We start from the raw sequence: 11,751 nt of genomic DNA, 5'->3' as shown, positions 1-11,751 counted from the left end.
CAGCGTTCAATCTGAGCCATGATCAAACTCTTCAATTAAAGTTTTTGTGGTCTTTCGACCGGCTCAATGAATACTGTTAAAATACCGCTAACTAGAAGCTAGTTAGGATATTTGAATTGACTGTGCCGATATTTCTATCGTTTTGGTCACTAGTATCATTGATAAATCTTTCGACTTAACTTTTCAACGAGTGCCCACACAGATTGCATGGTCAAATTATTAAAGAACAATCTTCAGCGAAACTAAAACTTTTAAACGTTTCAGGCTTTCGTTGAAGTGGATGGCCATTCTAGCGAAATAAGCTGTCGTGTCAAACACTTTTTTCAACTTATTTTATTAAATCTTTCATCCTATCGTCACTTCCCGAAATCCTTACTGGAAGCCGTTATCGCGTCGATGTGGCGGCATTATAGAGACAAAATGAGGCTTAGCAAGCAATAATTAACTTTTCTTTTAAAAAAGAGCACGTTAGTTCAAAAAGCAATCAACTCCCTATTTTTCATTCCGTTGCTGCATAAATTGCGTAGCAAAATCGCTCACTTTATTCCAATCCGTGTATTCCACCTCTTTCGTCGTATCCGTTTCTCCACCTGTGATTTTCATAATTAACTTAATCATTGTGCGATCAAATAAGTTATAACGGGGATATCTTAGTGCGCCAGCAAAAACGCCGATTAACACAGGATGCCATGGTGACTTAATTAAGAACTTCTTAATATAAGCACTGCCCTCTGGCGTATCTTTGCCTTCTTTACGTGCAGTAAGATTCACACAGAAAAAAGCAACATTATATTGTGACAGTTCTTGTTGGTATTTATTGATAAATCGATACAGTTTCTTATTGAAGTGACCATAGCGAATAGAGGCGCCAACAAGCACACGATCATACAAATTAAAATCAACATTGGGCTCACTATGAATGTCTACATAGTCACAGTGGTACTGTTCACCTAATTGTTGCTCAATATGATTTAAGATTTTCTTAGTTTGCCCTTCACAACTCGAATGCAGCAACAATACCTTTTCCATAAGTGCTCCTTTAGTTACGCCAGAATGTCGGCGTAAATAAAACTAATAATGTAAAGACTTCTAATCGACCAAATAACATCGCAATAATTAATATCCATTTTGCGGAATCATTAACTTCACCAAAGTGGACAGCGACTTCTCCTAAACCGGGGCCTAAATTATTAAGTGTGGCTGCAACAGCTGAGAATGCAGTCAGCTCATCAAGCCCGGTCGCGATTAATGCCAACATGCAAACCACAAACACTAAGGCATAAGCCGAGAAAAAACCCCATACAGCATCAACGACTCGCTGAGGTAATGCTTTATTACCTAACTTAATCGTGTAAACCGCACGCGGGTGAACAAGACGTTTTAATTCACGTACACCTTGCAAAGAAAGTAGTAAAATTCTTATCACTTTCATACCGCCACCCGTTGAGCCTGCACATCCTCCTATAAATGAAGAGAATAAAAGCAGCACCGGTAAGAAAAGCGGCCAGTCAGAAAATCCTGTGGTCGTAAACCCTGCGGTCGTTGAGATAGATACGGTTTGAAATAACGCCTGATCAAACGCCGTAAAATAGGAATCATAAGGGCTATGTTTGAGTAATAAACCAAAGCAGATACCAAATAAAATCACCTGCGCACCGAGAAATGCGCGAAACTCAGGATCACGCCAATAGGTTCTTAAGTGCACACCACCATTACCGAAGGCTGCAAAGTGCAAAGAAAAATTACACGCTGAAATTAAAAGAAACACCACGGTGATCATATTAATCGTGGGACTATTAAAATACCCGATACTGGCATCGTGGGTAGAAAAACCACCAATAGCGATAGTTGAGAAACTATGTGAGATAGCATCAAAAGCTGACATCCCTGCTAACCAAAATGCGAGTGCGCAAGCAATAGTTAAGGCAAGATAGATATACCACAAGGTTTTTGCTGTCTCAGCAATACGCGGCGTCATCTTACTGTCTTTTACCGGTCCCGGAATTTCTGCTCGATATAACTGCATCCCACCGATACCCAGTACGGGTAAAATGGCGACAGCAAGTACGATGATCCCCATACCACCAAACCACTGTAATAACTGGCGATAAAACAAAATCGCTTTAGGCAGATAGTCAAGGCCGACAATAACGGTCGCTCCTGTGGTTGTCAGCGCGGAAAATGATTCAAAAAAGGAGTCTGCGACTGACAAATCAGGTGTTTTAGATAATAAAAATGGGATTGCACCGGCACTACCAATAACCACCCAAAATAAGACAACAATAAGAAAACCGTCTCGAGCTTTTAGTTCATGGCGATGTTGTCGGTTTGGTAGCCACAATAAGCCACCACCTGTAATAAGAATAAAAAACGTCACGACAAACGGGAAACCCGCACCATCACGATAGATCAATGCCACCAGTGCAGGGATAAGCATGGTGACACTAAATAACGCGAGCAATAGCCCGACGATTCGAATAATTGAACGAAATTGCATGGCCTAAGCGGCTCTCACCTTAATATGGAAATGATTATGTATCTGAAGCCGAGCCTACAATGATGCGCCCGCCACTACGATTGGTTAATTTGGCACGAAACTCTTCCACTATACGATTATCTAGCTCTATCTGCATAGTGACTTGATTACCATAATCGGCATGTAACTGAGTGCCATTGTATTCACTTAATAATGCTTCAACTAAAGACACTTGATTATATTCACAACTCAAATGCAATGTTGAAGTGATCACTTTTTCTTTTGTTTCGAGTAATGTCAGGGCTTGCTGTACCCCACCACCATAAGCTTTTACTAACCCACCAGTACCTAAACGAATACCACCATAGTAACGTGTTACAACAGCGGTCATTTCACCAACACCAGAGCCTGTTAGCTGTGCCAATATCGGCTTACCAGCGGTGCCTGATGGTTCGCCATCATCACTAAACCCCCATTTCATTGAGTCACTCGGGCGACCAGCAACAAATGCCCAGCAATTATGGCGCGCATCATGGTGACGCTCTTTAATTTGCTGTACGAACAGTTTCGCAGCCTCAATATTAGGGGTATGCGCTAAATAAGTAATAAAGCGACTTTTCTTGATCTCTTCTTCAAATATCACTTCTGCAGTAGGAACAAGATAAGGTTCAGAATTCGACATTATTTACGCCTTAATGATAAAGGGGTGGCAGGATACCACATTCCTCTCTATCTCATAGTGCTGTCGTTAACACCCTGTTATTACGCCATGCGTCAACTCACACCTTGTCTTGAAGTTGAGTCATTCATCATAAATGTTAAACAAATGTTTAAATTAGTGTTTGAATTTGTTTCTTTTAGGGTTCACACTTAGTTTATACCTACAACAGGTCAAACCAGTTAAATCAAACCAAATCCAGCGTAGACTGGAACATATGGAGATAGAACATGATTTACCAAGGTGAAACCCTATCCGTTAGCTATCTGGAAGATGGTATTGCGGAGATCAACCTTAATGCTCAAGGCCCAGTGAATAAATTCAATATTTCGACACTGGAAAGCTTCAACCAAGCACTTAATGCGTTGTATCAGCAACCCGATTTAAAAGGGGTAATCATTACCTCAGCAAAAGACGCCTTTATTGTCGGTGCGGATATTACTGAGTTTCTCGGACTATTTGCCAAACCAGAACAAGAACTCTCACAATGGCTTTCTCATGCCAATGACATTTTTAATAAGCTTGAAGATCTCCCTGTACCGACGCTTTCAGCCATTAATGGTTATGCGTTAGGCGGCGGTTGTGAGTGTGTACTTGCTACAGATTTTCGTGTTGCTGATACTAAAGCGCGTATTGGTCTACCTGAAACAAAATTGGGGATCATGCCAGGCTTTGGTGGCACAGTAAGACTGCCGCGTTTAATTGGTGCTGATTCAGCAATGGAAATCATTACCGCTGGTAAAGATAAGAAAGCACAAGACGCTTTAAAGTTGGGACTGGTTGATGCTGTTGTTGAAACTGACAACTTGAAGTGCGCCGCACTGGCAATGATAAAAAGTGCGATTGAAGGAAAACTAGACTGGCAACAACGTCGAAAACAAAAACAAGCACCGCTTTCGCTTAATAAAATAGAAGCGACTATGAGCTTCTCGACAGCCAAAGGTATGGTCGCCAAAGTCGCTGGTAAACATTACCCTGCACCTATGGCTGCTGTGGCGACTATCGAACAAGCCGCACGATGCGCTCGAGATGAAGCATTAGTGATCGAAAACCAGCATTTTGTTCAATTAGCCAAAACCGATGTTGCTCAAGCATTGGTTAGCATTTTCTTAAACGACCAATATATTAAAAGCCAAGCCAAAAAAGCGTCAAAATCAGCAAAACCGACAGAGCACGCCATGGTATTAGGCGCAGGTATTATGGGGGGTGGTATCGCCTATCAATCAGCGCTAAAAGGCACGCCTGTTTTAATGAAAGATATTGCTGAAGCTTCATTGAGCTTAGGCATGAATGAAGCGGCCAAGCTGTTAAATAAACAACTTGAGCGTAAGCGTATTGATGGTTTAAAAATGGCTTCCGTTCTGTCATCCATTACTCCGAGTTTACATTACGCTGGCGCAGACAGTGTCGATATCGTAGTGGAAGCTGTCGTTGAAAATCCAAAAGTAAAAGCGGCGGTATTAGCTGATGTTGAAAACCAAGTGACCGACGACACCGTGCTTGCTTCAAATACCTCAACTATTCCAATTAACCTACTAGCCAAATCACTTAAACGCCCTGAAAATTTCTGTGGCATGCACTTTTTCAACCCCGTTCATCGCATGCCATTAGTTGAGATCATTCGCGGTGAAAAAACATCGAAAGAGACCATTGATCGCGTTGTCGCTTATGCTGCGAAAATGGGTAAATCACCAATTGTTGTTAATGACTGCCCAGGGTTCTTTGTGAACCGCGTGCTCTTCCCTTACTTTGCTGGCTTTAGCTTATTGCTTAAAGATGGGGCTGATTACATTCAAATCGATAAAGTCATGGAAAAAGAGTTTGGTTGGCCAATGGGTCCTGCTTATCTACTCGATGTTGTCGGTATTGATACGGCGCATCACGCGCAAGCAGTCATGGCAGAAGGTTTCCCTGATCGTATGGGGAAAAATGGTAAAGATGCCATTGATGTGATGTTTGAAGCACAGCGTTTCGGTCAGAAAAACGGCCATGGTTTCTTTAGCTACTCTATCGATCGTAAAGGTAAACCGAAAAAAGCCGTGTCAGATAAGACAGAAGCACTTCTCGCCCCTGTTTGCCAACCAAATACAGCGTTTACCAGCGACGCTATTATCGCTCGTATGATGATCCCTATGATTAATGAAGTGGTGCGTTGTTTAGAAGAAAACATTATCGCCACACCAGCCGAAGCCGATATGGCGTTGGTGTACGGTTTAGGTTTCCCACCATTTAGAGGTGGTGTGTTCCGTTACCTTGATAGCTTAGGGCTTGCCAATTATGTTGCACTGGCCGATCAATATGCCGAATTAGGTGCATTGTATGAAGTACCAAAAGGACTACGAGAAAAAGCCACTAAAGGCGAAACGTACTATAACCATACCACTAACCTGAACGCTTAAGGATGAGGGCATCATTATGAATAACGTTGTAATTGTTGATTGTATCCGCACCCCGATGGGACGTTCAAAAGCTGGGGCTTATAGGAACGTTCGCGCCGAAGATCTTTCCGCTCATTTAATGAAAGGTTTGCTTGAGCGCAACCCACAACTCGATCCAAACAATATTGAAGATATTTACTGGGGCTGTGTGCAGCAAACCTTAGAGCAAGGTTTTAATGTCGCACGTAATGCCGCACTCTTAGCAGGCATTCCCCATTCTGTTGGTGCGACAACGGTTAATCGCTTATGTGGTTCATCAATGCAGGCGATACATGATGCAACCCGCGCAATCATGGTTGGTGACGCGAAAACGTGCATTATCGGTGGCGTTGAACACATGGGACATGTACCAATGAACCATGGTGTTGATTTCCACCCGGGTCTGTCAAAATCCGTTGCAAAAGCGGCAGGTATGATGGGACTAACCGCTGAAATGCTAGGTCGAATGCATGGTATCAGTCGAGAAATGCAAGATGCCTTTGCTGCACGCTCTCATCAACGAGCTTACGCAGCCACAGTTGAAGGACGTTTTAATAACGAAATACTCGCCACTGAAGGTCACGATAGCGATGGGATTTTAAAGCGCTTTGAAACCGATGAAGTTATTCGTCCTGAAACCACCGTAGAAACCTTGAGTCAGCTTCGCCCTGTTTTCGATCCCGTTAATGGTACGGTTACCGCAGGTACCTCTTCGGCCTTATCTGATGGTGCATCTGCTATGTTATTAATGGATGAGCAACATGCTCGTGATTTAGGGCTTCGTATTCGTGCGCGCGTAAAATCGATGGCCGTTGCAGGCTGCGATCCTTCGATTATGGGCTATGGCCCAGTACCTGCCACTCAAAAAGCACTCAAACGAGCGGGCTTAACCATCGATGACATCGGAATGATAGAACTCAATGAAGCCTTTGCAGCGCAATCGCTCCCTTGCGCAAAAGACTTAGGTCTACTCGATAAAATGGATGAAAAAGTCAATCTCAATGGCGGTGCGATTGCACTTGGGCATCCTCTTGGCTGTTCAGGCTCTCGTATTTCAACCACATTAATAAACTTAATGGAAAGCCATGACGTTGAGTTTGGTTTAGCGACCATGTGTATTGGTCTTGGCCAAGGCATTGCGACCATTTTTGAACGCGTAGAATAATAGACACGCTTCTGACACAAAAAGCTTACCCTCACGGTAAGCTTTTTTTATTCTCGCTATTTATTTTTTATATTAGGGATATACTCAATCAGACTATCTACCTAAAAGATAAAAGACGATTTCAACGAATATATGCTAGGTGTACATAGATACCATGATTAAGTTTCATTTTATTCATCACTAAAAGTCGATATACACTTATCTTACATTCACTGTCGAACATGAATTTACCGGAGCATTGCTATGTTTAAAGCACTCGTACTAGAACAAGAAGATAAAAAAACAATTGCAGGTATTCGTCAGCTAGAAACATCAGAGCTTCCTGAAGGTGATGTATTAATTAATGTTGATTACTCTTCACTGAATTACAAAGATGGTTTAGCGATCACCGGTAAAGGTCGCATTGTTCGTCAATTCCCAATGGTTCCAGGTGTCGATCTAACGGGTACTGTCGCTGAGTCTTCAGATAACCGTTACAAAGCTGGTGATAAAGTTGTCTTAACTGGCTGGGGTGTCGGTGAAGGTCACTGGGGTGGCATGGCAGAAAAAGCACGCCTAAAAGCAGATTGGTTAGTACCGCTACCTGAAAAATTCGATGGCAAGCAAGCCATGATGATTGGTACTGCAGGCTTAACAGCAATGCTTTGTGTACAAGCGCTTATTGATGCTGATGTAAAACCAGAAGACGGTGAAATTTTAGTTACAGGTGCAAGTGGCGGTGTTGGCTCTGTTGCTGTGACTTTACTTTCTCAACTAGGCTACAAAGTAGCGGCAGTGACAGGTCGCGCAGAAGTTAATGGCGACCTACTGAAAAAGCTTGGCGCAACAACAATTATTGAGCGTAGCGTATTTGAAGAGCCTGCTCGCCCATTAGATAAACAACTATGGGCTGGTGCTATTGATACTGTTGGTAGCAAAGTATTGGCAAAAGTATTGAGCCAAATTAACTACAATGGTGCGGTTGCTATTTGTGGTCTTGCTGGCGGCTTTGATTTACCAACAACAGTAATGCCATTTATTCTTCGTAACGTTCGCCTACAAGGTGTAGATTCTGTAATGTGTCCGTTCGAGAAACGTCAACAAGCTTGGCAACGTCTATCTGAAATTCTACCAGCAAGCTACTTTGAACAAGCTTGTCGCGAAGTAGAACTTGAAGAAGTTGCAGAATGTGCTGAAGCGATCACTAATGGTCAAATCACAGGTCGTGTCGTTATCAAGCTTTAATCGATAACCCCACACCAACTAAGAAGGTCAGTCATTGTGCTGGCCTTTTTGTTATCTGCTATTTTATTAAGCCCATATCCAGGATCCGCGAATCAATCAGCCGACTACACTCTTCTTTTATAATATTACGTAGCCATATTTGCGATGCTGAATGCTCACACCGTGAATGCCAAATAAGAGAGTAATCAAACGGTTTAAACTCAAACGGCAGCGGTTTAACCACCAAGTCATAACGTTCTGCGACTAAATACGCGAGATCGGCAGGAACGGTAATAATCAGCGGCATGATCTTGAGCACCGCTAATGCGGCTTCTAAGTGGTATGCCCGTAGCACCAATTTAAGTTCAGGGTAGCCACGCAACTCATCATCAATTAATGACTTAACTCCATCACTAATCGCTATCATGGCATGAGGGTACGTCAGGTAATCATCAAACGTTAAGGGCTTATTAGCTAACGGGTGATCGGATGCTATCAAGCAAAACACACTCACTAAACCAAGTTGCTGATGACAAAGTGAATCAATATCTCCAACAGGGCGACAAATTGCCATGTCACAACCGTCACTGGTTAATTGCCCCAATAGGTGATCATGTTGCAGTGGTGCAAACTCTAATGAGATATGTGGCGCTTCTTGATAAATTCGCGGCAAAGCAAAAGGCAAAATGGTTTGCATCGCATAGTCTGTTGTCGCAATTTTGAACCGCTGATCACACTGGCTAGGTTGAAAATCATTAGGCGTTAATAAAAGACGTAACGACTCCAAAGGGTCATTTAACAGCTCATTGATCTCTAATGCTCGTTGAGTTGGAATTAGTGCCTGCCCCTGTCGGGTAAATAAGGGATCATGTAATAAATCACGTAATCGACCTAACACACGGCTCATGGCTGATTGGCTTAAATTCAAACGAACAGCTGCACGACTAACGCTTCCTTCATCCAAAAGAACTTTCAGTGCTACCAACAAATTTAAGTCACGACGATAAACTTCTTCTAGTTCCATCAGGCTCTCAGGGACTCGGAATTAATCAAATGTGACAATATTATGAGGGGATAGATAAAAAAAATCCCGCTTTAATCGCGGGAAAACCCAAGATGATGGGTGTTGGTTATGAATAAATTAGTTTTCTTCTTCCAATTCAGCATCGCTGGTCAATTCAAACCATAATCCAAGAGCCGCTGAAAACAGGCCGCCAATAGCAAAAATGCCCATATCATTTGAACTGGTTAACATGATGGTGCAGAACGAGATAAAACACAGCACGGCATAAATTGTCAGTCTATCCATTGATGTCAGCATACTACTTCCCCCTAATCCTTCAGAAAGAAAAGTTAATAACTTGTTAATTACGTTACACAGTATATCTTGATTTGCCAAGTGTTATTGATTAATTCTTGTCCATAAGTATGATCTACCACTTACTAATTAGATGTGTATGTTATGACTGCTATTTTTGATAATCCGACCCACAGCCTAGAAGCGCAAGGACTACGCTGCCCTGAGCCTGTGATGATGGTTCGTAAAACGGTAAGGAAAATGGCCGAAGGCGAAACCCTATTGGTATTGGCTGACGATCCGTCAACGACACGCGATATTCCCAGTTTTTGCCGCTTTATGGATCACACACTGCTTGCCGCAGAAACAGAAAGCGTTCCTTATCGCTTTTTGATCCAAAAAGGCACCAACTAAGCACTGACAAAAATACCAAAATAAATAACAAAAAAGGCAGCCCTTTAAATTAGGCTGCCTTTTTAATTACTATCACATTATCTCTAACGTGAAAGAACACTACACATCATTCATTTTTTGACGTAATGCTGCTAACTCATTATGCAAATCACGTATTTCTTTTTTAAGCGGTAAGACATAACGCAATCGAACTAATGAATCTAACGCCAGATATAAGGTAACAAGCGCCCCTACTACCATAGGAAGCCACATGTCCGTTAAGACCATACCAAAGATATTCAGCACCAATGCCAAGTGAAATAACCAACATTGGCTTTTCAGCGATAGCGCGAGAAACTGAGCCATACTCCCTCCTGCAATTACAGCAAAACGAACCAATGACATAACTTCATTTACTCTAGCATGAGAGAATTAACGCTTCATATCGTGCTATCACACTTCATCATAATGAAACAAAGCACTGACTCCTGCTAGGCAATAAAGTCATGTTTCACATGAAACGATCAGTGATATCTACATACCAAACGCAGCACCTGCAGCTAAGAAAATAAAGAGCGCAGCAGTAATTTTACGTATCAGTCCTAGCGGCATTTTTTCAGCTGATAACTTACCAATAAGAACCACGGGAACATTGGCCAACAACATTCCAATCGTCGTACCAAGCACAACCCACATTAGTGCATCATGGTATTTCGCCCCTAGCATCGTCGTAGCGATTTGGGTTTTATCACCAATTTCCGCGATAAAGAACGCAATAAAACTGGCAATGAAAGGGCCTCGATTTGATAATTTTTCTTCATCATCGAGTTTATCGGGAATTAAGATCCAGCCAGCCATTAAAATAAAACTCACCACTAACACCCACTTTAAAATATTCGGCGTTAAGTAATCAGCAATAGCGACACCAAGCCATGCAGCTAATGCATGATTAACGATAGTCGCAAGAAAAATGGCACAAATAATGGGAAAGGGTTTGCGATATCGACTGGCTAACAGTAGGGATAAAAGTTGGGTCTTATCACCAATTTCGGCTAAAGCAACAGACGTAATAGAAACAGCTAAAACACTCACAACATACTCTCTGGGGCGGGAATTATTGATACCAATAGCAAAACATACACTCCCACCCCGGTTTGTGTTGTTTGCCGTTGGTCTTGCCAAATTTATCGCGCTGGATAAATCATAATTACCACGAAGATTTTGCTTCGATTATGTTGATAATTATCTCGCAAAGTGCGAGAGGCTACTCCCCAAAGGAAAGCTAAGTGTAACAAAGAAAAGCGGGTATTTTAACCATTAATGATCATTCTATAGATACAAAAACGGTGAGCCAACGCTCACCGTTTGATCACGCTAAAGGTAAAATTAACCCAGTGGAGAAAGAATAATTTCTACACGACGGTTTTGCGCACGACCGTTCGCCGTACTATTAGAAGCGATTGGATTAGACTCACCACGACCTTGAGATACCACACGATTAGCATTCACACCTTGACGGATTAAGTAGTTAGCAACCGCATCTGCACGAACTTGAGATAGGCGAAGATTGTATGCTTCAGCGCCTTTGCTATCAGTGAAACCTAATACATTTAACTGTGTTTTTTCGTATTCTTTAGCCACAATCGCTACGTTATGCAGAGCATTCATCGCACGATCATTTAAATTTGCCTGATCAAAACCAAACGTAATTTCGTTTGGCATGTTAAGAATGATGTTATTACCATCACGGGTAACACTGATACCTGAAGATGCTAATTGCTGACGTAGTTTCGCTTCTTGCACATCCATGTAGTAACCAATACCGCCACCAAGTGCAGCACCAGCAGCAGCGCCAATCAGAGCACCTTTACCGCGGTCGTGCTTGCTTGAAGAAGCAACACCAATTGCAGCTCCAGCAAGTGCACCAATGATTGAGCCACCAGTGCCTTTCGCTGTTTGTGATTCACCTGTGTATGGATTTACAGTTGAACAACCAGCCATAGTTACAGAAGCCACAACAGAAAGTACTGCAGCGCGCACCCACTTTTTAGATGCCATTGCTTGAATTTGAGCCATCTTTTT

At 42.4% G+C, this 11,751-nt stretch carries 12 protein-coding genes; 4 read left to right on the top strand and 8 right to left on the bottom strand.

What is annotated here, in order from left to right; all coding sequences use genetic code 11:
• Window positions 1–492: 492 nt before the first annotated feature.
• Genes hemG through C9J46_RS16990 form a run of 3 tightly spaced genes read right to left on the bottom strand, consistent with a single transcriptional unit; the run spans window position 493 to window position 3,158 of the window.
• On the bottom strand, window positions 493–1,029 hold the full coding sequence (hemG, locus tag C9J46_RS17000) for a menaquinone-dependent protoporphyrinogen IX dehydrogenase (protein WP_107291267.1): 537 nt from the start codon (window positions 1,027–1,029) through the stop codon (window positions 493–495).
• A 10-nt stretch (window positions 1,030–1,039) separates the two neighbouring features.
• Window positions 1,040–2,497 (bottom strand): TrkH family potassium uptake protein, encoded by a 1,458-nt coding sequence (locus tag C9J46_RS16995; RefSeq protein WP_107208109.1) that lies wholly within the window; start codon window positions 2,495–2,497, stop codon window positions 1,040–1,042.
• Window positions 2,498–2,531: 34 nt separating this feature from the next.
• Complete coding sequence (locus C9J46_RS16990) at window positions 2,532–3,158, bottom strand: YigZ family protein (RefSeq protein WP_107247607.1); 627 nt, start codon at window positions 3,156–3,158, stop codon at window positions 2,532–2,534.
• A gap of 266 nt (window positions 3,159–3,424) precedes the next feature.
• Here C9J46_RS16990 and fadB point away from each other — a divergent pair, with 266 nt between their 5' ends.
• The 3 genes from fadB to C9J46_RS16975 all read left to right on the top strand — a co-directional run bounded on the left by fadB (window position 3,425) and on the right by C9J46_RS16975 (window position 8,000).
• A complete protein-coding gene (gene fadB / locus C9J46_RS16985; protein ID WP_107291266.1) occupies window positions 3,425–5,593 on the top strand; it encodes a fatty acid oxidation complex subunit alpha FadB in 2,169 nt (722 codons plus the stop codon).
• 16 nt (window positions 5,594–5,609) lie between these two features.
• On the top strand, window positions 5,610–6,776 hold the full coding sequence (gene fadA / locus C9J46_RS16980) for an acetyl-CoA C-acyltransferase FadA (RefSeq protein ID WP_107208106.1): 1,167 nt from the start codon (window positions 5,610–5,612) through the stop codon (window positions 6,774–6,776).
• Between the two features lie 243 nt (window positions 6,777–7,019).
• Window positions 7,020–8,000, top strand: a complete 981-nt coding sequence (locus C9J46_RS16975) for an MDR family oxidoreductase (RefSeq protein WP_105061244.1) — start codon at window positions 7,020–7,022, stop codon at window positions 7,998–8,000.
• Between the two features lie 58 nt (window positions 8,001–8,058).
• Here C9J46_RS16975 and C9J46_RS16970 read toward each other — a convergent pair whose 3' ends face one another.
• Window positions 8,059–9,003: a LysR family transcriptional regulator gene (locus C9J46_RS16970; protein ID WP_107208105.1), complete on the bottom strand. Its 945-nt coding sequence runs from the start codon at window positions 9,001–9,003 to the stop codon at window positions 8,059–8,061.
• A gap of 117 nt (window positions 9,004–9,120) precedes the next feature.
• Window positions 9,121–9,300, bottom strand: a complete 180-nt coding sequence (locus C9J46_RS16965; protein WP_005372235.1) for a hypothetical protein — start codon at window positions 9,298–9,300, stop codon at window positions 9,121–9,123.
• Between the two features lie 141 nt (window positions 9,301–9,441).
• Between C9J46_RS16965 and tusA the strand changes: the two genes are divergently transcribed.
• Window positions 9,442–9,690: a sulfurtransferase TusA gene (gene tusA, locus C9J46_RS16960; protein WP_005372237.1), complete on the top strand. Its 249-nt coding sequence runs from the start codon at window positions 9,442–9,444 to the stop codon at window positions 9,688–9,690.
• Window positions 9,691–9,789: 99 nt separating this feature from the next.
• Here the strand turns inward: tusA and C9J46_RS16955 are convergent, their stop codons facing one another.
• From C9J46_RS16955 to C9J46_RS16945, 3 genes are all read right to left on the bottom strand, one after another.
• Window positions 9,790–10,035 (bottom strand): hypothetical protein, encoded by a 246-nt coding sequence (locus C9J46_RS16955; RefSeq protein ID WP_199187142.1) that lies wholly within the window; start codon window positions 10,033–10,035, stop codon window positions 9,790–9,792.
• Between the two features lie 168 nt (window positions 10,036–10,203).
• Window positions 10,204–10,761 carry a TMEM165/GDT1 family protein gene (locus C9J46_RS16950; protein ID WP_107208103.1) on the bottom strand — a complete coding sequence of 186 codons (558 nt, stop codon included), beginning with the start codon at window positions 10,759–10,761 and terminating at the stop codon, window positions 10,204–10,206.
• Window positions 10,762–11,055: 294 nt separating this feature from the next.
• A complete protein-coding gene (locus tag C9J46_RS16945; RefSeq protein WP_107247611.1) occupies window positions 11,056–11,745 on the bottom strand; it encodes an OmpA family lipoprotein in 690 nt (229 codons plus the stop codon).
• Window positions 11,746–11,751: the final 6 nt, after the last annotated feature.

It is taken from the genome of Photobacterium sp. GB-36 (assembly GCF_003026135.1).
Lineage (GTDB): Bacteria > Pseudomonadota > Gammaproteobacteria > Enterobacterales > Vibrionaceae > Photobacterium.
This window is presented reverse-complemented; position numbering and strand designations above follow the sequence as displayed.

What these genes read in the sequence shown, in the direction of transcription:
- C9J46_RS16970 (WP_107208105.1), bottom strand. Translation starts at nt 9,003, where the DNA reads ATGGAACTAGAAGAAGTTTATCGTCGTGACTTAAATTTGTTGGTAGCA.
- C9J46_RS16990 (WP_107247607.1), bottom strand. Translation starts at nt 3,158, where the DNA reads ATGTCGAATTCTGAACCTTATCTTGTTCCTACTGCAGAAGTGATATTT.
- fadA (WP_107208106.1), top strand. Translation starts at nt 5,610, where the DNA reads ATGAATAACGTTGTAATTGTTGATTGTATCCGCACCCCGATGGGACGT.
- C9J46_RS16965 (WP_005372235.1), bottom strand. Translation starts at nt 9,300, where the DNA reads ATGCTGACATCAATGGATAGACTGACAATTTATGCCGTGCTGTGTTTT.
- C9J46_RS16975 (WP_105061244.1), top strand. Translation starts at nt 7,020, where the DNA reads ATGTTTAAAGCACTCGTACTAGAACAAGAAGATAAAAAAACAATTGCA.
- C9J46_RS16945 (WP_107247611.1), bottom strand. Translation starts at nt 11,745, where the DNA reads ATGGCTCAAATTCAAGCAATGGCATCTAAAAAGTGGGTGCGCGCTGCA.
- hemG (WP_107291267.1), bottom strand. Translation starts at nt 1,029, where the DNA reads ATGGAAAAGGTATTGTTGCTGCATTCGAGTTGTGAAGGGCAAACTAAG.
- C9J46_RS16995 (WP_107208109.1), bottom strand. Translation starts at nt 2,497, where the DNA reads ATGCAATTTCGTTCAATTATTCGAATCGTCGGGCTATTGCTCGCGTTA.
- C9J46_RS16955 (WP_199187142.1), bottom strand. Translation starts at nt 10,035, where the DNA reads ATGGCTCAGTTTCTCGCGCTATCGCTGAAAAGCCAATGTTGGTTATTT.
- tusA (WP_005372237.1), top strand. Translation starts at nt 9,442, where the DNA reads ATGACTGCTATTTTTGATAATCCGACCCACAGCCTAGAAGCGCAAGGA.
- fadB (WP_107291266.1), top strand. Translation starts at nt 3,425, where the DNA reads ATGATTTACCAAGGTGAAACCCTATCCGTTAGCTATCTGGAAGATGGT.